The sequence below is a fragment of the Mycobacterium lehmannii genome (genome assembly GCF_002245535.1).
GTDB classification, from domain to species: Bacteria; Actinomycetota; Actinomycetes; order Mycobacteriales; family Mycobacteriaceae; genus Mycobacterium; species Mycobacterium lehmannii.
In genome coordinates this window covers 1-21,549 of record NZ_NKCN01000044.1, presented here as the reverse complement: position 1 = coordinate 21,549, position 21,549 = coordinate 1, and the positions used below count along the sequence as shown (strand labels likewise).

Here is a 21,549-nt window from a genome sequence, read left to right as displayed (position 1 = left end):
GAGCGTGATCGCGCTCGCTCCAGCCGCCTGGTGGGGAATGTGGCGTCTCGCTCGAGCGCCATCCATCACCTAAGGCGACCGTGCAAACGGTAACGCACGGCGCTGCTGCTTTGTCGTCGGTCAGCTGTGCGCCAGCGGGCACGCCGCAGATCATCTACGGTGTTGCTACGTATATAGTCACGGGAGATGCATATTTTCACGTCCGTTCCGATGCGCCGCTACAGTGCGCGGCCACCCCATCGCCCAACGGACGCTCTCTGACAGAAGGACGTACTCAGATGGCACCCATCACACGCATTCTGCTGACCGCGTTTGCAGTCATCACCGTGATCATCGGGGCCGGCGTCTACCTCTCGGTCCAGAATAAGGACACGCCCGCCGCAGCGCAGGCCGGAGGCGGCGAGGTAGGTCAATTGGTCCGGGACAACAGCCGCCGCCTCAACAACGCCCCGGACAGCGATGTCACCCTTGTCGAGTTTCTCGACTTCGAATGCGAGGCGTGCCGCGCAGCATTCCCGATGGTCGAGCAGGCGCGATCCCAGTACGGGGACCGCGTCAACTTCGTCATCCGCTACTTCCCCATTCCGTCTCACTTCAACGCCGAGCGAGCAGCACGTGCGGTCGAGTCAGCCGCCCAGCAGGGCAAGTTCGAGCCGATGTACAAGAAGATGTATGAAACCCAGAGCCAGTGGGGTGAACAGCGGACTCCGGCCGACTCCACCTTCCGCGGCTTCGCCACCGAACTGGGACTCGACATGGCCGCGTTCGACGCCGCATACGACGATCCCGCCACGCTCGAGCGCGTCAACGTGGACGTCGCCGACGGTCAGGCCCTCGGCGTCCAGGGCACCCCGACCTTCTTCCTCAACGGAAACCAAGTGGAATTCAGAAGCTACGAAGACTTGTCGGCCGCGGTTGAGAAAGCCTTGAAGGAGCAGCCGTAAAGGATGGGCGGGTATGCCCTCTTGCGGTAGGTGGCCACCTTCACGCGTCAATGGTCGGCGCACGTAGGTTGTCCGTTCGCAGGCAACCGGTACGCTTTGCGGCGACGATTGCGATGACCGTCAACATCGCCACAGCACTACTGACTGAGACGATTACACCGCCCATTCTCTGGTCGCTCAGAAGGTTCGTCTGCCAGTTCAGCCTCAGTGAACGGTAGAAGTTGCCACCAAGGACAGCCTGCATCTGCACCACCACAATGCCTGCGACCACGAACTGGGACAGCGCGAACAACGTCATTGCGACTCGACGCTGCTTGGACATCGGCCCTGGCATTGGCCCCGCGCCGCTGACGGCAACGAAGAACAGCGTGCCACTGAACAGGAAAAAGCCGATCGTCGCCATGTGCGCGGCATGGTCGCTCATTGCGACGTCGTAGACGCCCGCAATGCATAGGCCGTAGACGCCCACCATGAGTATCGCCAGCGCCGTCCACGGTTGGGTGAGTAGGCGCGTCATCGGTGCGGCCACGACGCTCTGAACCCATTCGCGTGGGCCGGGAGCAGAATTCGGCTCAGCTGCCCCCAGCGCCTTGAGTGCCAGCGTCACAGGCGCGCCCTGGACGAGCAGCGCCGGCACCGCGATGGTGAGCAGCAATTGAACGATGGCGTGCATGCTGTACATCGCCGCCATGTACATGCCCAGTCCCGACGAGGTAGCGAATAGCATTGTGATACAACCGATCAGCCAACATATGATGCGTCGCTTCGACCACGGGTCCCCACGGCGGGCCAGCCGGTACACCGCAGCGAGGTAGATGCTTGCCATGACGACCGCTGCTGTACCGAAGATGAGGTCGAATCGCCAATCGGTAAACACTGCAGCAATCGTTGGCGACTCGGAAAGGTCGAATCCGAGCGCAACCTCAGCTGGCGAGGGCTCGCTTCTCGTCGGAGGCGGCGGAGTGCGACCAAGCCCGACCGCGACTCCGACCGCGATGCCGAACAGGGCAGCCTCGCCGAGCGCGAGCCGCAGGAGCGGTCGACGTGCAGTCGAATCATGCTGCAGCGCAACGATTGCCGAACGCCGTTGGCGCCAGCCAAGAACACCGAGACTAACAAGCGCCGCCACCTTCGCCAGAATCAAGAGTCCATAGGTACTGGTCCAGAGGTTCGTCAGGTCGATCCGCACCGCGGCATTGATGAACCCACTGGCAGCCATCGCGACGAAGCATCCAAGCGCCAGTCGCGAGAATCGTCGAGCGGCGAGGTCGGTGTAACTGCCACGGCGCAGCGCGTGTACGACCAGCGCGAGCAGTCCACCGGCCCACAACGACCCGGCAACCAGATGGATGAGCAGGCTGTTGGTCGCAATATCGTGTGATCCGCCCGTGGAAGAGTGCCCCGTCACGGCGACCGGCACCAAAGTCACCAGCCCCCCGATCAATAGGCCAGGTGTCCACGACCACCGCAACACCGTCAGACTCGCCACGGCGACGACTGCGGCCAGGATGGAGGTGGTGCGCCACGCCGCAGTGGTTTCGACAAGGCCGGCCGCCGACCAAACATCCAGCGGTGTCAGGTCCGTCAACGGCACTCCCGACACATCGGAGACGGTCAGCGCCACCAATAGCGCAGCGCACATCGCCCACACCACACAAGCGACAGCGCCGACCCGCACCGCGCGGTACCCATCAACGTCGAGCACTCCACTGGTTTGTGGCGGCACGAGGAAGGCGGCGAACAAGAAGTGCCCGATCGTCACTATCGCAGCGATCTCACCGGCGCCGCGCAGGAAGGGCAGCCCGTAGGCAGTGGTCGGCCCAGGATCTCTGAGTCCTGTTACCTCAAGCGCGTCGTCCAACATGAGGGCGCCGATCGCGCCGGCGGTCACGCCCGCCACCAATGCGACACCGAGCAACACCGGCCACACCACCCGGCGACGCCCACCGGCAACGGAGGTCGCCGTCACGTTTTGCGCTCCGTCAGCGCAGAAGGCCGCTCACGCACCGTCATATCGGAAGTGTGGTGTTGCTGACGAAGACATCGCGCACCCACGTCACCACCTCATTCCACAATCCGGTCAGCAAGGCGATGCCGACGACGACGAGGAGCACGCCACCAAAAGTTTGAATTCGCCGCGTGTTTCGACGAAGCCAGCCCAACGCCTTAACTGCGCGCCCGGATGCGATTGCCAACAGCACAAACGGGATGCCCAGCCCGAGACAGTAGGCGACTACAAGCAAAACGCCACGAAATACAGTTGGCCCCTCGGTGGCAGAGGCCACTGCTATGACGCCCGTAAGCGTCGGACCCAAACAAGGAGTCCAGCCGAGCCCGAAGACAGCCCCAAGCAGCGGTGCACCCCCGAGCGTTGACAACGACTTCGGCGCCAAACGCGCTTCCCGTTGCAGTGCAGGGATGACACCCATAAACACCAGACCCATCAAGATCGTGATGACCCCACCAAGGCGTTGCAACCACAACCCGTTACTGATCACCGTCGACGTCAGGCCCAGGATCGCGACAGAACCCATCAGGAACACCGCCGTGAAGCCAGCCACAAACAAACCCGCGGCGCCGGCGACCCGCAAGTGCGCACTGACTTGCCGCTGGGCACGTGCCTCGTCGTCGACGCCAACAATGGCCGCCAAATAGGACAGATACCCGGGTACGAGCGGAACGACGCACGGCGATGCAAATGACACCAGCCCCGCCAGCACCGAGACAAGCACGGCGAACAGCACATGTCCAGACGTCGCGATCTCGGTGAAACTAGTCACGGCGTTTCAGACTCTTCACATCCACCTGTCCTGAACTCCCACATCTACTACGTAGGTCAGCAGTCACGCTATGCGCTGCCCATCATCTACTATGCAACTACGTAGCAACTCGGCGGCCGTCGACGTCCTCTAACGCATTGACGGCGACCAGTGGATGGGAGAAGACCTGTATGCGGTGTCCGCCGCTAACGCCAGTCGTCGCGATATTGACATCCCTCTTCGCGGCGATGGCGCTCCTGGCCGCGCCGTCAGCCTCCGCCCAACCACCAGTACCCGTGCCTACGCCCTGCGACCCTATGGGGATCCCAGTACCGACCTCGTCGAACCCTTTCGTGCCGTCCCTCGGGTCGGCGCCGGCGACTGCAGACCCACCCGCCGGCCAGAATCCGGCACCGTACCTCGGCCCGCCAGTATTCGCGCCACCCACGTTCAACCCGGTGAACGGCTCAACCGTTGGCGTCGCCAAACCCATCATCATCAACTTCCAGCGGCCGATCGCCGACCGGCCTCTAGCCGAACAAGCCGTCCACGTCTCGTCGAACCCCCCGGTTCCCGGCAAGTTCTACTGGATGAGCGCGACTCAACTCAGGTGGCGCCCGATCGACTTCTGGCCCGCCAACACCACGGTGACCGTCGACGCGGGCGGAACTAAGTCGAGCTTTCGCACCGGTGACGCGTTGGTGGCGACCATCGATAACGCGACCCTCCAAATGGAGGTGATGCGCAACGGCGTGCTCGAGAAGACCATTCCCGTGTCTCTAGGTAAGCCGGGCTATGAAACACCCAACGGCACCTACTACGTGCTCGAGAAGTTCGCCGACATGGTGATGGACTCCTCGACCTACGGCGTGCCCATCAACTCCGCCGAGGGCTACAAGCTCAAAGTCAAGGACGCGGTGCGCATCAACAACGCGGGCATCTTCGTTCACGGCGCACCCTGGTCGGTGGCGGACCAAGGCAAACGGAACGTTAGCCACGGCTGTCCCAACCTCAGTCCAGCCAACGCCCAGTGGTTCTACGACACGTTTGGTAGCGGCGACCCGGTCGTGGTCAAGAACTCCGTCGGCGTGTACGACGAGAACGACGGTGCGCAGGACTGGCAGATCTGATACGCGCACAACGGGTCCCGCGTCTCCCGACCCGGTGGCCGCCCCTCGATGCCCGGAGGCTAGGTGGTGTCACCGTCGATGCGCTGAGCGAATTGCTGCATGCAGGCGGTCGAACAGAACCGGTACGACGTACCCGCATGCGTGATCGTCAATTCTCGGACGCCCGTCGCGACGTGCATCCGACAGACAGGATCCACATGCTCGCGGTGATGAGTACCGATGTCGAGAGCAAATGCACCAATAGGCGATCCGACGTTGCGCAGCGTCAGTGATCCCAACGCGGTCATCGCCGCGAGATCAGCTGCCGGAAGCGCCGACGCGACACCTTCATTGACGACGATCTGCCCGGCCTGCGCGAGGCTAGCGAGCCTCGCCGCGGTGTTGACCGTCGAACCGAAGACGTCTCCGCGTCGCTTCACCACGGGGCCAGCGGCGATGCCGGCCCGCAACATCGGAAAGCCTTGGACGCGACTGATCTCGGCGGTGAGTCTTCGGAGGAAAGTCACTGCCGTAGCCGGGCTCTCACTCACCACCAGCACCGCATCGCCGATTGTCTTGATGACCTCGTCGGCGGGACCGAGAACCCGTGTCGCTGAGGCGGCGAATGTTTCTGCCAGCTGTGCAGCGCTGTGATCGCCGTGGGTTTCGGTGAACGCGGTGAAGCCAGACATGTCGACGAAGACGACGGCTGCTTCGACATCGGCGTGCTCGAAGTTCGCTGCTGCACTCAACATCATCACGGATCCTGTAGGAGCCTCGCGTCCGCCGTAACGCTCGGTTCTGGGGCTCTCACGGGTTCCATCCGCATCCCTAAGAGCCGAAGTGCATTGGCGACCACGATCAGTGTCGAGCCTTCGTGAATGAGTACGGCGGGACCGATGCCCAATCCGAGGATCGTCGCCGGAATGAGAAGCGCGACGATGCCGAGACTCGCCCACAGATTCTGCTTGATGATCCGTGAGGAGCGGCGACTCAGGCTCACGGCGAACGGCAACGCTCGCAGATCGTCTGCCATCAGCGCGACGTCAGCGGTTTCTAAGGCAACGTCGGAACCGGCCGCACCCATCGCGATGCCTACGCTTGCGCCCGCCATTGCGGGCGCGTCGTTGACGCCGTCTCCCACCATGCCCACGCGTCCGTAACGCTCACGCAGAGCAGCGATCTCAGCCACCTTGTCCTCGGGCATCAGATCCCCGCGGGCGTAGGCAACACCGACTTCGCCGGCGACGGCGTCGGCCACCCGCTGGTTATCTCCGGACAGCATCACGGTCTTTGAAACGCCGATCTCGGCGAGACGGGCGATGACCGCCGACGCCTCTGCGCGAGGAACGTCCATCAATCCGATCGCACCCAGCCAACGCTCGCCTGCGCGGACGAGCATCGTGGTGCGGCCGGCCTGTTCGAGGCGCTCCACCTCGCCGGCCAAATAGGCTGGCGGTCGCTCGTCGGCGCCGGTGAACATTTCGGTCTTGCCGATGCGGATCTCGACCCCATCGACGGACGCCACGATGCCGCGGCCTGTGAGAGCTCGAACGTCCGTCGCGCGGGGTACTGCCGCGCCCGCGAGGCGCTCGCGGCCGTCGCGGACGATGGCACGGGCCAGCGGATGATCACTCTGCTCCTCAACGGCAACGGCGACGGTAAGCAGCTCCGCCTCATTGCTGTCGGCGCTGGCAACGACCTCGGCGATCCCGGGCTTACCCTCGGTGAGGGTGCCGGTCTTGTCGAAAGCCAGCACATCCACCCGACCCAACTCTTCGAGCGCGGCTCCGCCTTTCATCAGGATTCCGGCTCTGGCCGCTCGCGCCACCGCCGACAAAACCGCACTGGGCGTGGCGATCGCCAGCGCACACGGACTGGCAGCCACCAGCACGGCGAGTGCGCGGTACACGGTGGCGGTGAACGGTTCATCGACCACGAAGCCGGCGAACAACAGCAGGACGACTCCGATCAGAATCGTCGGCACGAAAATCCGCTGAAACCGGTCGGTGAACCGCTGAGTAGAGGTGGTCTTGGTCTGCGCCTCGGCCACCAACCGGACGACTCGGGCAAGGGTGGAGTCACCGGCGAGCCGAGTCACCTGGATCTCGATGGCGCCGGCACCGTTGATCGTCCCGGCGAACACCCGCGATGCCGCGTCAATGAGGTCGGGCGACGCCGCCGCTGCCGCCACATCCGGCACCGGATACTTATCGACGGGAACGCTTTCCCCGGTCACGGGGGCCTGATCGATGCTAGTGGCGCCAGCCACGACGAAGCCGTCGGCAGCAAGCCGCACGTTGGGTCGCACGACGACGATATCCCCAACGCGCAGGTCGCCCACCGGCACTTCCACAGTGTCGCCCGTGCCGCCGCGGCGGACCAGGGCCGTCTTCGGAGCAATCTCGGCGAGCGCTTCGATCGCCCGGCGGGCTCGCCCCATCGCATAGCCCTCGAGCGCGTGGCCGACGCTGAACAGGAACAGCAGAAGCGCGCCTTCGGCGACTTCACCGAGCGCCGCCGCACCGGCGGCCGACACCAGCATCAGGAAGTCGATCTCGAACCGACCCTGACGAACGCTGGCGAAGGCTTCCTGCACGGTGAAGAACGCACCGAAGAAAAAGGCCAGGGAGTAGACCACCAACTCCGTGGAACGCGGTGTGTCGGCGAAGGTCGCTAGCAACCAACCCACCAGGAGAAGCGTCCCCGCCAGGCCCGCGAAGATCAGCTCGGTGCGCTCGCCAAAGATTCCGCCGTGCTCATGCTGGCGCCCGGTGTGCTCCCCTTCTTTTACACCGTGGTCCACCGGATGGTCCGTCTCGGCGACAGTCGCAGGTGTCGTGTCTGGCCCGGCGATGGCGGCGATCACGTCTACCAATTCCTGGGCCGTGACCGAGGATCGTTCGAACTCCACTTCGAGTGAGGTCGTCGTAGCGGTTGCGGCGACGACGCCGGGCATCCTGGTTAATCGGTCGACCAGTGCCGTCCTCGTCGATTCGTCATCCTCGGCGGTTCCGGTCAGCAACCAGCGCAGATGGCCGTAATGCGAACTGATGGTTTCGGCGACCTGCCAAGCGCGTCGTTGCACATCGACTGCCGTCGCCGCGGCAGCGTCGTAGTGCACGCACAGGCGCGGCGTGAGCGTCCCGCCGTCGACGACGTGGACTTCGTCAATCAGCGGAGTCGCTGCCAAATCGCGCGTCAGACGGTCCGCGCAGCGGTCGTCACTGCCCGGCAAGAGGTCCGCCAGGTCGAGCGCCAATGTCTCGTTCGCCTGGAGACGGTCGGCATCGCGGTTCATATCGCACTCGTCGCGACGTGTCATACATGCGACTATACGCATGTATGCATGTACTGAGTCAATACCTACGTTTGATCGTTCGGTGCGGGTTCAGTGCGTCGCCCGACGCCCTGCCCCGGCCCGACCGCGCTCAGTCAGGTACGGACATGTTCATCGTCAAGCCGCGTCACGTCCCCGTCGTCTGGCCCATGGGCGCGCCCGACGTGCGCCTCGGCGCGCATCCGGTCGACCATATGCGGATAGTGCAGCTCGAAAGCCGGTCGTTCCGAACGGATACGCGGCAGCTCGGTGAAGTTGTGCCGCGGCGGCGGACAACTTGTGGCCCATTCCAGTGAGTTGCCGTAGCCCCACGGGTCGTCGACAGTGACCGGCTCGCCGTAGCGCCAGCTCTTGAACACGTTCCACACGAACGGAAGTGTCGAGACTCCCAGGATGAACGCACCGATCGTGGAGATGATATTTAGGGTGGTGAAGCCGTCGGTGGGTAGGTAGTCGGCGTAGCGGCGCGGCATGCCTTCGTTCCCGAGCCAGTGCTGCACCAGGAAGGTGGTGTGGAATCCGATGAACGTCAGCCAGAAGTGCAGCTTGCCCAATCGCTCATCCAACAGGCGGCCCGTCATCTTCGGGAACCAGAAGTAGATGCCCGCGTAGGTCGCGAACACGATCGTGCCGAAGAGCACGTAGTGGAAGTGCGCGACGACAAAGTAGCTGTCGGTGACTTGGAAGTCCAGCGGGGGGCTGGCCAGCAGCACACCCGACAGACCACCGAGCAGGAAGGTGACGAGGAAGCCGACCGAGAAGAGCATCGGTGTTTCGAATGTCAACTGCCCCTTCCACATCGTGCCTATCCAGTTGAAGAACTTGATACCGGTTGGCACGGCGATGAGGAACGTCATGAACGAAAAGAACGGTAGGAGAACGGCACCCGTTGCGTACATGTGGTGCGCCCACACCGCGACCGACAGCGCGGCGATCGAGAGCGTCGCGTAGATCAGCGTGGTATAGCCAAAGATTGGCTTTCGGCTGAAGACAGGGAAGATTTCGGACACGATGCCGAAGAATGGCAACGCGATGATGTACACCTCGGGGTGGCCGAAGAACCAAAACAAGTGCTGCCACAACAACACGCCGCCGTTGGCCGGGTCGTAAACGTGAGCGCCCAGATGGCGGTCGGCCGCCAATGCAAAGAGTGCGGCCGTCAGGATCGGAAACGCGACCAGCACGAGGATCGACGTCACCAGGATGTTCCAGGTAAAGATCGGCATCCGGAACATCGTCATACCAGGCGCGCGCATACACACCACCGTGGTGATCATGTTGACCGCGCCCAGGATGGTGCCCAACCCGCCGACGATCAGGCCCATGATCCATAAATCCGCGCCGGCGCCCGGGCTACTGATGGCATTCGACAAGGGCGTGTAGGCGGTCCAACCGAAATCAGCGGCGCCGCCCGGCGTGATGAAGCCGCCCATCGCGATCAGCGCACCGAACAAGAACAACCAGAACGAGAATGCATTGAGCCGCGGGAAGGCGACGTCGGGAGCTCCGATCTGCAGCGGCAAAACCAGGTTGGCGAACCCGAACACGATCGGCGTTGCGTAAAACAGCAACATCACCGTGCCATGCATGGTGAACAGCTGGTTGTACTGCTCGTTGCTGAGGAACTGCAGCCCCGGTATCGCCAGCTCGGTCCGGATGAATAATGCCATCAACCCGCCAGCGAAAAAGAACACGAAGCACGTGACGACGTACATCATGCCGATCAGCTTGTGATCAGTGGTCGTCACCAGCTTGTAGATCAAGGTGCCTTTGGGTCCCACGCGGGCCGGGAAGGGACGGCGTGCCTCGAGTTGTCCGACAGGCGGCGCTTCGGCGACCAACGAATTCTCCCGCTACTAGTTCGACGACAAGATGTGCAATCTACGGACTAAATCAGTAGATTCTTCTACTGAGCAATCTAGTACTAATCGATGTAGTTGAACACTCCGACCACCGGTAGGCCGCATCACCCGGCACGACGGGTGTCCCGCTGGGGCGGGTGCCGAGTACTCGCACCCGCTCCGGCCTCCCGCACACCGACCGACGCCATATCGAGATCTAGTTTGCCAAACACTTGTTTACTACGTACGTACGTGTACTTCACACGGCAGGCTGCTCAAAGAGATAGCTGGTCACGGGCGCCACGCGTGGTTGACACACGCGGAGCCGAAGTAGACGGGCGCACGGAAAGCGGCAATCGTAGGCTTGCCGAATCGTGAGCGTTCGGTTAGCGTCTCGCCAACTGATAACGAACCGGTAACGGTAAGGAACGTCTCGATTGGTGGCACACCGCCGGACCGCGCGGCCCAACGCGCCACGCAGATACCTGTGGGACGCCGAAGCCACTGAGATCATCCCGGTCAATGAGTTCAGCCCGGCGGCCGATTCAACGGTCAATCGCGGTCCTTTCGCCACCGACGTCGAGGTACTGACTGCACCCGAACTCGACGATCTGAACGACCTGACCGACGAGTGGCCACTACTTCTACTTGCGCCTACGCGTACGTCGCGATCTCCTCGCCCCGCCTCCACTGGCCCTTCACGCGTATACGTTCAACAAACTGGCCAACGTGCAACGTCGGCCGGTGCGCACCGTCGGATACCCGCGACACATCGGAAACGGCCTGAGGGCGCTGGGTCAGTGCACGGCCGGCTCGTCGTTGCGGGTGTTGCTGCTGGGGCCATAGCCGCTGGGGCGAATGCGATGGTGGAAGCGTCGGAAGTTCCGGCCAACCCGACTTTGATCGCGGACGCCACAACAGCGCAAGGCGTTTCCGTACCGGACGCGGCGGGAGTGCAGATCGTCCAAGTAGCCAACAGTTTCGACTCCGCAGTCCACCGAGAAGAACTGGTTCGCGGAGCGGCATTCGCCCAAGAGCGTGCCCAGCGAGAGGCGCGAATGCGACGCCCGCAGTTCGTCTTCCCGGCCCGTGGCATTTTGACTTCGGGATTCGGAACACGGTGGGGCTCCCTGCACGCGGGACTCGACATCGCCAACGCCGTCGGCACGCCGATCTATGCCGCCTCGGATGGCGAGGTGGTCGCTTCCGGGCCGACACCCGGTTACGGCATGTGGGTCAAGATCCGCGCCTCGGATGGCACGGTGACGCTCTACGGTCATATCGACACTGCGACGGTTCAAGAAGGCGACCGTGTCTTGGCTGGCGATCAAATTGCCACCATGGGCAACCGTGGCAATTCGACAGGTCCGCATCTGCATTTTGAGGTCCACCGCAACGGATCAGACAAGATTGACCCGATGGCGTGGTTGCAGGAGCGCGGGGTGCCCCGCCAGTAGCAGGTGATTCCGCAACTGACTAGGTCTACCAGACCACAATTCAGCGTCAGATGCTGCGGACACCGTAAGCTACCTACTGACTAATTCAGGAGGTTCGTTCATGGCGCGGGTGCGTGGCTTCGGAGAGCTCGAGGCGGCGATCATGGATCGCCTCTGGAATCGCGATCCCGAGACCGATACCACGGTTAGGGAGATATTCGACGAGTTGAGCATCGAACGTCACATCGCATACACCACGGTGATGTCGACGATGGACAATCTGCATGGCAAGGGCTGGCTGTCGCGGAAACGCGACGGTAAGGCCTACCGATACCGACCGACGCTGACTCGAGAAGAGCACAGCGCCCGTCTGATGCTCGAGGCCCTGAGCGGTGGAGGCCGATCGGAGGCGGTCCTCAGTCATTTCGTGGCGCAAATCGACGCGGAGGAATCGGCGGACTTGCGCGCTGCGCTGCGGCGCGTTGCCCGTAAGTCTGGTCGGCGATGACCGTCACGGCGGCATTGCTGCTGTACGTCGTGGCAGTCCTATCGATCGGGCCGAAGCTTTTGGCCCGGATCACAGCCGATGGCGGGGCTCCACGCCTGGCGATATCAGCTTGGCTCACGGCCGTCGTTACCGTGCTCGGCTGCTCGATTGCTGCAATCGCTCTGCTACTCATCGAGGCCGCCGGGCACTGGGACAGCCCGGACGCGTTACTCGTGTCCTGTCTGGAGCGTCTCCATGCAATTCTCGTCGGGCACGCGGGGGGGCCGGCCCGAATAGTGGCAACAGCCGCAGTGGCCATCGCTGCCGGGAGTCTGCTGGCAGTTTGCGTTCGAGTCGGCCGCGCTTTGAGTCGCATGCGCAGGCACACCTTCGCGCACGCAGACGCCGTGCGCCTGGTCGGTAGTTCAGACGGCAGCGACGTCGTGTACATCGAGGCATCCGAGCGTGCGGCGTACTGCGTGGCGGGCCGTCCACCGGCGATCGTCGTAACCACGGCTGCTCTCGCTGCACTCGATGAAGCGCAACTGGCGGCCGTCATCGCCCATGAGCGTGCTCACCTCCACGGGCGCCATGCCTACGTCATCGCCGCAATGCGCGGACTGACCACCGCGCTGCCCAAGATCGGGCTCTTCACAAGCGCAGCCACGCACATCAGTTCTCTGCTGGAGATGTGTGCCGATGACGCCGCCGCGCGGCGACACGGTCGTCAGCCGCTGCTGGCGGGTCTGTTGACCCTTTCAGGCGCCCACACGCCGGCCCACGGTTTGGCTGCCGCCGGTGTCGCCGTGCTCGCGCGTGCCGAGCGGTTATCGGATCCACCCAATGGATTCGCACGAGTCCAAACCCACCTCACGCTCAGTGGTGCGGTCGCGGCGATGGCCGCTACCCCGGTGGCTATCGTCGCGTTATCACTATCGGGTGTATTGATCTGCTTCGCGTGACCCGCTAGCGCACTCGACCCGGTCCATCACTATTCTGCGCAGCGCACCTCGAATGCTCTGCTGCACAGCAGCCTTGCGGTCGAGGATGTGAACATAACGGAGGACGCTTCAATCTGCGCGTCTAAACGTACGAAAGCGCAGCGGCAATGGCGCGGTCAGCGGACGTCGGTTCGGCCATGAGCAAGGCCACCACCGCCAACCCGAAGGCCAGCAACAGGGCAGCCACAATCCATCGGCGAGTCAGCCGTTCCCTCTGTAGCGCTCGGCGCTGTCGGTTCCAACTCCATCGCGGCCCACCGCAGGACACGGCCAGTGCGCTCTTCACGGCACCAATCTACTATGTCACTACGTATGTGACCATCGCTTCATCGGTCACCCGATACGAGGTGTGGTGATGGCCTTCGGACAACGCGGCCCCCGGACGCTTTCGTCATATCTGCGTGAAGCACCTGATGCACTGCGTACGCTCGAACTGACACCTCGTATAGGTGGCAAATTCCGCCGGCTATCCGTCGCATTCGGAATCCTAATCACAATTACCGTAGCGGGATGTGGCGTTGAAACAGAGGGTGTTTCGGCGCAACGTCCTTCAAGTACCTCGGTTGTCACCGCCGAAGAAGCACACACCCGGTTCGATGTCTTATTCGCACGCGACATCATCGACCACAGCGCACAAGCTATTGCGTTGAGCAACCTGGCTATCGCCAAGGACGGTCTTGCGCCCGAAATCGTCGACATCGCAAGCCGAATCACGGACAGCAGCACCCGGCGCACCGATGAGCTGCAGGCGCTTCTCCTGGCCTGGGGATTCGCCCCGATGAGCGCCAGCTCAGCTCCTCCGGCGGGCGCACAAAACCTTCCGGTTCAGCCAGGCGAACACCCCCTCGCCACCGAAGCCGATTTCCGCCGCCTTCGCGACGCGGCCGGAGCACATGCGGCGCAGGTGTATCTCGAATTGATGATCAGGCAGCACCAGTTCACGATGTCTGCCGCGCGTGACCAACTTCAATCAGGGTCGCACCCCGCAGCGATGGCCATTGCCCAATTGCTCGTCGAAACTCAGGAGGCCGAGACCTCTGTCATGGAGGCCCTGCAACGCTGAACGCTGCGCAGCGAGGTGCACCACGACCGGATGTACTCCCAGGCGTTGTCGACATCCCCCGTCAGTTGTGCTCGTTCGCAACGCCTTCCGCCCCAGTGGGTCGCGGCGGCCGTTGATGCAGTCCGCGCAGAAATGCGTTGTATGCGGCCAGTTCGGCGTCGCCGCGTTCGACGTCGGCTTCCCTCTTCGCCGACTCCGACTCCTCGTCACGACGCCAGCGGATGGCGAAGATCAAGGTGGTCAATAGGGCAACAGGTTCGCCGTATGACCATGCCAAGGCGCCGGCGACCGCCTGATCGGCGACCGGGTCGACGTTCCAATTCGCCGGCGGCTGCGCGAATGTGTCGGTCAGCGCGCGTGGTGCCATCATCAGAATTACGCCGATGAAGACGTGCAGCGGCATCTCGACGAAGATATCGAAGAAACGACCTAGATTGCTCTGCCGGACCGGCAGCGGACCAGTCGACAAGATCGGCAGGATGAACAGCAGCCCGCTGGCGAGGAAGAACACTTGCAGTGCGACGTGGCCGGCGACGCTGGCCGCCGCCGCGTCGAACAGGTCGGACAGATAAAGGCCGTAGTAGCTCAGAAGAAACACCGGAATGGTGAAGCCGGGGTGCAAGACGATTCGGCTTGCGCGGCAACGTAATGCCCCCAACGCAGCGATCAAGACGTAGCGTCCAACGCCACGGTGTGGTGTGGACCTGAGCAACAGCCGGCCAGGTGCGCCCAACACCAGCAGCGGCGGGACGAGTATCGATAGCGTCAGGTGCTGAAACATGAAGGCACTGAACAACCGATAGCCATAGCTGTCGATGGCCAGACCCGTCACCGCCGCCAAGGCGGTGCACCCAGCCAGGAAACTCGCAGTTCGCATCCACGTCCATTGTCGGCCGTGCGACCTGACGATTCGAACGGCCAACAGATACCACACCGCCAAGCCGACCGCCACCATGGGAAGAAGCGGAACCGGCGGCGGCAGCCAGCCAAGCATCGCCGATACCGACGGTGGCGACCCAGGAAGTGCCACTTGACCAATCACTGTTCGTCGCGCCAACGAAGTGGCGCGCAGTGCCCGGATATTGACCGGATCCTGGGTTTGACGGCAGCCCCGGCGCGGTCGCCGTTCACTGTGGTGGCCCGGTGTCGGTGGTGGCCTCGACTGCGAGGCGTCGAACCACCGGTTCGAGATCCTCGGCAAGCAGCGCCCGCAGAAACACCGCGGCGACGCGATGGGCTCGGTCCAACACGATCGTGGATGGAATCACCGTGGTGGGATACCTGGCCCCCAGGGCGATCATCGTGCGCATCGGCGGGTCATAGATCGACGGAAAGGTGACCTTACGGTCAACGATGAAATCGACCGCGGCCTGGCGATTGTTGTCGCGGACGTCGATGCCCAGGAAGGCCACGCCCGCGGTCCGGGTCGCGTTGTACACCTTCTGCAGTTCCGGCATCTCGGTACGGCACGGGCCACACCACTGACCCCACACGTTGATCACTACCACCTGGCCGGCGAAGTTTTCGAGCGCAATCATGCGGCTCGGATCCATCAGGTCGGGCCCGCGTATTGGTCCGGGGCGACCTCGCGTCTGCGGTGGGTCATAGAGGATATCGACTTGCCCACCGGGCGAGACGAACTCAAACGTGCCCCCCTGCGCGACGGCATCGTCGCCGCTCGAACACCCGGACACTGCGACGCCGAGCAGCACTGCGCTGACACCCGCAATAATGTGTCGTCGTATCGCCGAAGAAACGGATGCGGTTCGTCCTCGGCCCCGCACACGTTCATCGTCCGTGTCGATCCTCGGCGGAGGTAATGCAGAAACCTGCGGATGACCTATCTCACGTTTCATCTTCTTCCAACCCTGCCGCGAATCCGGGCCGCGCGATCCGACCCGGGAAATTGCACGCGTGACGTGCGTCATCGCCAGAACTACCTCAAGGCACTCGACGTCAGGCCCAACGCTTCGAGGTCCGCTCACAGAACACGTTCTACGTACAGACTACGTACGATGGTAACGACACCAGTTCATGGCAAATGACGGGATAAACACAAATGAGGCGGATCGGCTCCGCGGCCATCCATCGGCGCAGGAGCTTCGGGCGGACGACGTTGGTGCTACTGGCAATTGCCGGCGTTGTCCTGGGGGTTGGCGCCTGCGGCGGTTCGCCGCCGCCGCAGCAGCCCCAAGCCATTGTTGACAAGGGCACACCCTTTGGCGATTTGCTCATGCCGAAAGTCCAGGCGTCTGTGACTGATGGCGCGATCGGGGTTCCGGTTGAGTCACCGGTGACCGTTACCGCCGACGCAGGGGTGTTGGGGGCAGTGACATTGGTCAACGAGCAGGGGCGCGTCGTCGCCGGCGAGATGAGTCCTGACGGTGTCACGTGGAGTTCTGCGGAACCGCTGGGCTACAACCGGCAATACACGCTCAACGCGGAAGCGCGTGGGCTCGGTGGGGTAGCACAGACCAGTGCTACCTTCGAGACCCATTCGCCGCAGAACCTCACGATGCCGTATGTGCTACCCAACGACGGCGAAGTCGTGGGCGTCGGGCAGCCCATCGCCGTGCGCTTCGACGAGAACATTCCTGACCGTCTCGCCGCCCAGCAGGCGATCACCGTCACCACGAACCCTCCGGTCGAGGGTGCGTTCTACTGGTTGAACGATCGCGAGGTTCGTTGGCGGCCGGCGCAATATTGGAAGCCGGGAACGTCGGTCGACGTCCAAGTTAAGGCCTACGGGGTTGATCTGGGTCAAGGGTTGTTTGGCCAGGACGATGCCTCCACTCGCTTCACCATCGGCGACGAGGTGATCGCAACCGCTGACGACACCACCAAGACGATGACCGTGCGGGTCAACGGCAACGTCGTCAAAACTATGCCGATCTCCATGGGCAAGGACAAGACGCCCACCGACAACGGCACGTATGTCATCGGCGATCGATACTCATTCCTGGTGATGGACTCTTCGACCTACGGCGTGCCGGTGAACTCACCCGACGGGTACCGAACCGAGGTCAACTGGGCCACCCAGATGTCCTACAGCGGGATCTACGTCCACGCTGCCCCATGGTCGGTCGGCAGCCAGGGGCGCGCCAACGTCAGCCACGGTTGCCTCAACGCCAGTACGGAGAACGGTAAATGGTTCTACGACAACACCAAACGCGGCGACATCGTCGAGGTCGTCAACACGGTGGGGCCCACCCTTTCTGGTACTGACGGACTCGGCGACTGGAACATCCCGTGGGACCAATGGAAAGCGGGAAACGCCACAGTAACGGGCTAATATCGTCGAACGTTGTAAATCGGAGCCGACGATATCGGCGCCACCTTGACGGGGGTGCCGTACGTCGAGGCGTGCACCATGTTCCCGTCTCCGATGTAGATTCCCGCATGCGAGGCGTCTGAATAGAAGGTGACGATGTCACCGGGCTGGACGTCGGACGTGGCGACGGGCTGCCCACCGGCGGCCAGGGCTTGACTCGACCGCGGCAGCGATTTGCCGTTCTGGAGGAATGCCCACTTGATGAGTCCTGAGCAGTCAAATGCGTTCGGTCCGGTCGCGCCCCAAGAGTACGGAGATCCGACGCGGGTCAACGCGGCCTGCACGACCGCCGCACCCTCCGGCGAGCCGGTGGGACCCGGCGCGACCGGCGGCAGTCCCATCTCAGGCATCGCCACGATGGCGGGGTCCCCCGCTGGCGGAGGCGGCTGAGGCGGCACCGGTCCAGCGTCCGCCAGCGCGGCACGCTGATCCGGAGTCAATGCTCGGTACTGAGCCTCCACGTCTGCGATCTGGGTGCGCAGCCGACTCTGCTCGGCCTGAAGGCCTGCACGGACCGCTGACGCCTGTTCTGCTGCCGTCCTGGCATCGAGCGTCGAAGATTCGGCCGCGCGGGCGGCACTCTCGGCACGGGTTGATGCGGCGCGATAGGCCGCGATGCGGTCCGACATCTGGGTGGCCATCAGGCGGTCGAAAGAGAGTTCGTCGAGCAAGCTTTGCGGAGACTCTGCGGCCAGCACGGCGCTGATGCCGCTGGTCGCACCTCCCATGTAGGACGCGGCCGCCACCTGGTCCACGATTTTCTGATACTTGCGCAGATCTGCTCGCGCCGCGGTCAAGGCCTCAGACTCGGCGCGTTGGCGATCCTCGGCTTGGCGCTGTGCTGCCAGTTTCGCCTCGAGGTCGAGCTCGGCCGAGTAGATGGCTTCCGAGGTTCGCTCGGCCTCCCGAGACAGCTCCTTCATGCGGGCCAACGCATCGGCCGCGGGGTCGGCCCGGCCGGTGCCCGTCGAGTTGCCGAGCGTCAATGCAAGCACGATCGCCACGACGAGAGCACCCGCCGATCGGCATATCGCGGCAGGGCAGTCCATCTTCAAAACACAGATCCTCACACCGCAGGGCATCTATGGTCTAACTACGTAGATCACGAAAAGGTTACGAGCGAATGCGTCGGATTTCAACTGCATAGAAGCGCGGCAGACGTCGTCCACACCACTGCTTGCGCGTCCACAACTCGGCGATTCGGGTGGAAGGTTCAGTTGCAGAGGGTCTTTCGCATCTCGCGAATGCCGGCGTCCAGGTGGCCGGACGTCTATCTACTATGTGCCATAGTATGCAGTGACTTAGTAGATCGCCTGCGGATTTGCATTGAGGGACGGCATGACAAGTGGAACCGCCATCACGGCCCGGGTTCATTCCCTGAATCGGCCCAACATGGTCTCCGTTGGGACCATCGTGTGGTTATCCAGCGAGCTGATGTTTTTTGCCGGCTTGTTTGCGATGTACTTCACCGCTCGCTCCCAGGCTGACGAATGGCCGCCGCCGCCCACAGAGTTGAACCTCGCGCTCGCGGTGCCGGTGACATTGGTACTCATCGCGTCGTCGTTCACGTGTCAAATGGGTGTCTTTGCCGCCGAACGCGGTGACGTCTTCGGACTGCGCCGGTGGTACCTCGTCACTTTTGTGATGGGGTTTTTCTTCGTTCTAGGCCAAGGCTACGAGTACATCAACCTGGTGCATGAGGGAACGACCCTGTCGAGCAGTGCCTATGGCTCCGTCTTCTACTTGACGACTGGGTTTCATGGATTGCACGTCATAGGCGGTCTAGTCGCCTTCGTCTTCCTGCTCATGCGCACGCGAATGAGCAAGTTCACCCCGGCGCAGGCGACGGCCGCCATCGTCGTCTCGTACTACTGGCATTTCGTGGACATCGTCTGGATCGCACTGTTCGCCACGATCTACTTCGTACGGTGACGACTGCAACGCCGTGCCTGCGCCAAGTCGGTCGTCGCGCCCGGCAGGCGATCGTGCTTGCTTTCGCCGCGATACTGGTAGGGCTCGTCTCGAATGCTGTGCCGTCTGGCGCTGCAGACCCGTCGGTGCAGTCTGCGTCGACGACAACCTCGCAAACCCCTGCCATTCCCACTCCAACCAAGCATTCCTACGACGACTCCCACAGCGGGCAACAACCCGAAGGTGCAAGCCCAGCCCTTTATATATTGGGGGGTGCGCTCTTCGGCCTGATGGCGATCGCAGTCATCCTGCTTCGGGCTGGTAAGAGTGAACGCCACCACCTCACCCGAAGTGCATCAGCGTCCCGGCCGATCGTCGTTAAACCCCGAACAACAGATACAAGCCGGTGAACGTGTACCCGACCATGGTGAGCATCATCGCGAGCTGTCCGCTGACTTGATTCCGTTTCGGAAGTAACCGCAGCGCTCGATCGTGCGCGGCGATCACAGCCACGATGTGGCCGATCACCACGCACGAGACCTTGATCGTCCACAGCACCGAAGGGTGTTGGGACAGCACGTACACCACGTCGGTCGAATCCAACCCGAGTAGGTGCCACCCGCGGCCTAACGGATCGGCCAGCCGCACGATGGTCTCTTGGCCGCGCTCAACCAGATATGAGAGGTAGTGGGCGAAGATGTAACCGACGACGATCGGTATCAACGAATGAGCCAGTTCGCCGGGTAGTTGCCGGCGGCGGTCCGGGTCCACCCCGCCGGTTGCCCTCGCCGCAGCCCAGAAGGTCACGCCGACAACGGACACGAACACCACCAAGCCGACGGTCCGAAGTAGAGAGGCGGCCCAGGATTCGCTTAGCACCGGTAAGGATGCCGCATACCGATCCACGAAATTACGGAACGCGGGTGATTGCGAGAAGCTGTCGAAGGCCGTAGAGCCAAGCAACACCGCGAGGACGGCTACGCTTCCCGGACGGATCGGCATGGTCGGTAAGTGATCCATCGGGTTGATCGCCGTGATCCGGCCGGTCACCGGGCTGCGCCGAAATGGCGCGAGCCGCGACACGGCCACGCTGTAGACCTCGAACGGGTCGGCCCGGGCGAACCAGCGCGAACCGAAGAATCCAGCGCCCAACAACATTAGAACCGTGTACGTGAGCAGCCACGCTTTGATCGCCGTCAGCGAGCCGGGGTCCGGGCTGGCCAATTCGAGCCAAACGAAAGCCAAGAGACCGAACGCCGCCGGCCAGAACCCCCACGACTTTGGATACTCACGCGACGTGGGCCGGTCGGATGACTCACGACGCCTCATGCCAAGCAACCGATATACCGTCCGCATCGGCGAGATGACTCTCCACACCGGGCCGACGATCACCGACACCGCCACCAGCCCTACCCAGAGCAGCACGTAGAACACCCCCGGCAAGGCGTTCTCACCACCGTCCGGTCCGAAGACCGCCGCAACGACCACCCATACCGCGAAGAGCAACGCTGCCAGCGACACCATCCATCGCAGTACCACAGAGTCCACGGCGCGGGTAATCCACGTCGGTAGGTCGCGTCCCGGTTTGTTCGGGTCGAAACGTGGTGTCTTCCAAGCCAATGCGACCACAGCGAAAGTCGCGGTCAACGCCCACGCAGCGCCTATCAACGCGAACGACAGCGGCACCGGAAGGTCAGTGGAACCGCCTACGCCGTGCGCCAGCACATCCACGCTCCGCGCAGGTGTCACGGCCGAACTTGGATCGTCACGACCGTGCGATTGAGATCATGCAACTCGATGTCGACCTGGCCCGGCACGTCAACCGTGAACTCGAACTGCTGGTCCGGCCGAGGCTCGACCTGAAAAGTGTGCTCAGGCACTGAATGGACGTGCAGCGAATCCGTAACATCGCTGCGAACTTTTAGAACGATCGGCTTGCCGACTTTGCCCTGCGCTTGACCGTTCGTGGGGGTGACGATTCCGCCTGCGATGTTGATGTCGACGATCGTGGAGTCATCCGCCTCCGCGGATGCCGTGGTTGATTCAGCGGGCGTCGGGGCGGCGGGCGATCCACTAGCAGCACCTGATTCCGATTCGGAGGCAGTTGCCTCGGAGGGGGCGCTAGAGGAACCACAGCCGACCAGTGTGGCGGCGAGGACCGCCGCGCACATGACGACCAAACGGGGCGCCCTAACGCTCACTCAGCATCATTCCTTTCCCTGTCTGCCTCTCCGATGGCGTCGGCAGCGGCGGCGCTGTTGCGCCTGTCCCGCCGAACCACATAAAAGACGACGCCGACCACCACAAAAGCCGGTCCGAACGCGGGT

18 protein-coding genes are annotated in these 21,549 nt (G+C 63.0%); 8 read left to right on the top strand and 10 right to left on the bottom strand.

Going from position 1 to position 21,549, the window contains the following annotated elements; translation table 11 throughout:
- Positions 1 to 278: 278 nt before the first annotated feature.
- Positions 279 to 944 carry a DsbA family protein gene (locus CEX87_RS26165; RefSeq protein WP_066811058.1) on the top strand — a complete coding sequence of 222 codons (666 nt, stop codon included), beginning with the start codon at positions 279 to 281 and terminating at the stop codon, positions 942 to 944.
- A gap of 40 nt (positions 945 to 984) precedes the next feature.
- Here CEX87_RS26165 and CEX87_RS26160 read toward each other — a convergent pair whose 3' ends face one another.
- Together CEX87_RS26160 and CEX87_RS26155 are read right to left on the bottom strand one after the other, a co-directional pair.
- The gene (locus tag CEX87_RS26160; protein WP_233151538.1) at positions 985 to 2,865 is read right to left on the bottom strand and encodes a bifunctional copper resistance protein CopD/cytochrome c oxidase assembly protein; all 1,881 of its coding nucleotides are present in this window, start codon (positions 2,863 to 2,865) and stop codon (positions 985 to 987) included.
- An 88-nt stretch (positions 2,866 to 2,953) separates the two neighbouring features.
- Positions 2,954 to 3,724, bottom strand: a complete 771-nt coding sequence (locus CEX87_RS26155) for a cytochrome c biogenesis CcdA family protein (protein WP_066811063.1) — start codon at positions 3,722 to 3,724, stop codon at positions 2,954 to 2,956.
- Positions 3,725 to 3,894: 170 nt separating this feature from the next.
- Between CEX87_RS26155 and CEX87_RS26150 the strand changes: the two genes are divergently transcribed.
- Positions 3,895 to 4,833: a L,D-transpeptidase gene (locus CEX87_RS26150; protein WP_094289768.1), complete on the top strand. Its 939-nt coding sequence runs from the start codon at positions 3,895 to 3,897 to the stop codon at positions 4,831 to 4,833.
- A gap of 59 nt (positions 4,834 to 4,892) precedes the next feature.
- Here CEX87_RS26150 and CEX87_RS26145 read toward each other — a convergent pair whose 3' ends face one another.
- The 3 genes from CEX87_RS26145 to ctaD form a co-directional block, all read right to left on the bottom strand.
- On the bottom strand, positions 4,893 to 5,570 hold the full coding sequence (locus CEX87_RS26145) for an adenylate/guanylate cyclase domain-containing protein (RefSeq protein ID WP_066811493.1): 678 nt from the start codon (positions 5,568 to 5,570) through the stop codon (positions 4,893 to 4,895).
- Positions 5,570 to 8,155, bottom strand: coding sequence for a heavy metal translocating P-type ATPase (locus CEX87_RS26140; protein WP_083997717.1), 2,586 nt, complete (start codon positions 8,153 to 8,155; stop codon positions 5,570 to 5,572). Before CEX87_RS26140 ends, CEX87_RS26145 begins: the two co-directional genes overlap by 1 nt.
- A 92-nt stretch (positions 8,156 to 8,247) precedes the next feature.
- Positions 8,248 to 9,993 (bottom strand): aa3-type cytochrome oxidase subunit I, encoded by a 1,746-nt coding sequence (gene ctaD / locus CEX87_RS26135; RefSeq protein ID WP_066811071.1) that lies wholly within the window; start codon positions 9,991 to 9,993, stop codon positions 8,248 to 8,250.
- An 863-nt stretch (positions 9,994 to 10,856) separates the two neighbouring features.
- Here ctaD and CEX87_RS27795 point away from each other — a divergent pair.
- From CEX87_RS27795 to CEX87_RS26115, 4 genes are all read left to right on the top strand, one after another.
- Positions 10,857 to 11,450 (top strand): M23 family metallopeptidase, encoded by a 594-nt coding sequence (locus tag CEX87_RS27795; protein WP_233151536.1) that lies wholly within the window; start codon positions 10,857 to 10,859, stop codon positions 11,448 to 11,450.
- A gap of 100 nt (positions 11,451 to 11,550) precedes the next feature.
- A complete protein-coding gene (locus CEX87_RS26125) occupies positions 11,551 to 11,937 on the top strand; it encodes a BlaI/MecI/CopY family transcriptional regulator (RefSeq protein WP_066811077.1) in 387 nt (128 codons plus the stop codon).
- Positions 11,934 to 12,878 (top strand): M56 family metallopeptidase, encoded by a 945-nt coding sequence (locus CEX87_RS26120; protein WP_066811085.1) that lies wholly within the window; start codon positions 11,934 to 11,936, stop codon positions 12,876 to 12,878. Before CEX87_RS26125 ends, CEX87_RS26120 begins: the two co-directional genes overlap by 4 nt.
- 394 nt (positions 12,879 to 13,272) lie before the next feature.
- Positions 13,273 to 13,980, top strand: a complete 708-nt coding sequence (locus tag CEX87_RS26115; RefSeq protein ID WP_083997753.1) for a DUF305 domain-containing protein — start codon at positions 13,273 to 13,275, stop codon at positions 13,978 to 13,980.
- A 61-nt stretch (positions 13,981 to 14,041) separates the two neighbouring features.
- Here CEX87_RS26115 and CEX87_RS26110 read toward each other — a convergent pair whose 3' ends face one another.
- Together CEX87_RS26110 and CEX87_RS26105 are read right to left on the bottom strand one after the other, a co-directional pair.
- Positions 14,042 to 14,974 (bottom strand): cytochrome c oxidase assembly protein, encoded by a 933-nt coding sequence (locus CEX87_RS26110; protein WP_083997718.1) that lies wholly within the window; start codon positions 14,972 to 14,974, stop codon positions 14,042 to 14,044.
- 133 nt (positions 14,975 to 15,107) lie between these two features.
- A complete protein-coding gene (locus CEX87_RS26105) occupies positions 15,108 to 15,836 on the bottom strand; it encodes a TlpA family protein disulfide reductase (protein WP_094289770.1) in 729 nt (242 codons plus the stop codon).
- A gap of 203 nt (positions 15,837 to 16,039) precedes the next feature.
- On the opposite strand from CEX87_RS26105, the gene CEX87_RS26100 reads away from it, so the two are divergent.
- Positions 16,040 to 17,272 (top strand): L,D-transpeptidase, encoded by a 1,233-nt coding sequence (locus tag CEX87_RS26100; RefSeq protein ID WP_066811090.1) that lies wholly within the window; start codon positions 16,040 to 16,042, stop codon positions 17,270 to 17,272.
- Here the strand turns inward: CEX87_RS26100 and ripC are convergent.
- Positions 17,269 to 18,360 (bottom strand): peptidoglycan hydrolase RipC, encoded by a 1,092-nt coding sequence (ripC, locus tag CEX87_RS26095; RefSeq protein ID WP_208857236.1) that lies wholly within the window; start codon positions 18,358 to 18,360, stop codon positions 17,269 to 17,271. The two genes, CEX87_RS26100 and ripC, sit on opposite strands and share 4 nt — an antisense overlap.
- A gap of 289 nt (positions 18,361 to 18,649) precedes the next feature.
- Here ripC and ctaE point away from each other — a divergent pair, with 289 nt between their 5' ends.
- Complete coding sequence (ctaE, locus tag CEX87_RS26090) at positions 18,650 to 19,243, top strand: aa3-type cytochrome oxidase subunit III (RefSeq protein WP_059088549.1); 594 nt, start codon at positions 18,650 to 18,652, stop codon at positions 19,241 to 19,243.
- A gap of 357 nt (positions 19,244 to 19,600) precedes the next feature.
- On the opposite strand, the gene CEX87_RS26080 is transcribed toward ctaE, so the two are convergent.
- Complete coding sequence (locus tag CEX87_RS26080; RefSeq protein ID WP_066811099.1) at positions 19,601 to 20,971, bottom strand: hypothetical protein; 1,371 nt, start codon at positions 20,969 to 20,971, stop codon at positions 19,601 to 19,603.
- Complete coding sequence (locus tag CEX87_RS26075; protein WP_416171931.1) at positions 20,968 to 21,423, bottom strand: hypothetical protein; 456 nt, start codon at positions 21,421 to 21,423, stop codon at positions 20,968 to 20,970. The genes CEX87_RS26080 and CEX87_RS26075 overlap by 4 nt, the downstream gene beginning before the upstream one ends.
- Between the last annotated feature and the right edge of the window lie 126 nt (positions 21,424 to 21,549).

Coding starts and splice junctions, on each gene's coding strand:
- CEX87_RS26150 (WP_094289768.1), top strand. CDS start 3,895: ATGCGGTGTCCGCCGCTAACGCCAGTCGTCGCGATATTGACATCCCTC.
- ctaE (WP_059088549.1), top strand. CDS start 18,650: ATGACAAGTGGAACCGCCATCACGGCCCGGGTTCATTCCCTGAATCGG.
- CEX87_RS26140 (WP_083997717.1), bottom strand. CDS start 8,155: ATGCGTATAGTCGCATGTATGACACGTCGCGACGAGTGCGATATGAAC.
- CEX87_RS26100 (WP_066811090.1), top strand. CDS start 16,040: ATGAGGCGGATCGGCTCCGCGGCCATCCATCGGCGCAGGAGCTTCGGG.
- ripC (WP_208857236.1), bottom strand. CDS start 18,360: ATGGACTGCCCTGCCGCGATATGCCGATCGGCGGGTGCTCTCGTCGTG.
- CEX87_RS26110 (WP_083997718.1), bottom strand. CDS start 14,974: ATGCTTGGCTGGCTGCCGCCGCCGGTTCCGCTTCTTCCCATGGTGGCG.
- CEX87_RS26145 (WP_066811493.1), bottom strand. CDS start 5,570: ATGATGTTGAGTGCAGCAGCGAACTTCGAGCACGCCGATGTCGAAGCA.
- CEX87_RS26120 (WP_066811085.1), top strand. CDS start 11,934: ATGACCGTCACGGCGGCATTGCTGCTGTACGTCGTGGCAGTCCTATCG.
- CEX87_RS26115 (WP_083997753.1), top strand. CDS start 13,273: ATGGCCTTCGGACAACGCGGCCCCCGGACGCTTTCGTCATATCTGCGT.
- CEX87_RS26105 (WP_094289770.1), bottom strand. CDS start 15,836: ATGAAACGTGAGATAGGTCATCCGCAGGTTTCTGCATTACCTCCGCCG.
- CEX87_RS26165 (WP_066811058.1), top strand. CDS start 279: ATGGCACCCATCACACGCATTCTGCTGACCGCGTTTGCAGTCATCACC.
- CEX87_RS26125 (WP_066811077.1), top strand. CDS start 11,551: ATGGCGCGGGTGCGTGGCTTCGGAGAGCTCGAGGCGGCGATCATGGAT.
- CEX87_RS27795 (WP_233151536.1), top strand. CDS start 10,857: ATGGTGGAAGCGTCGGAAGTTCCGGCCAACCCGACTTTGATCGCGGAC.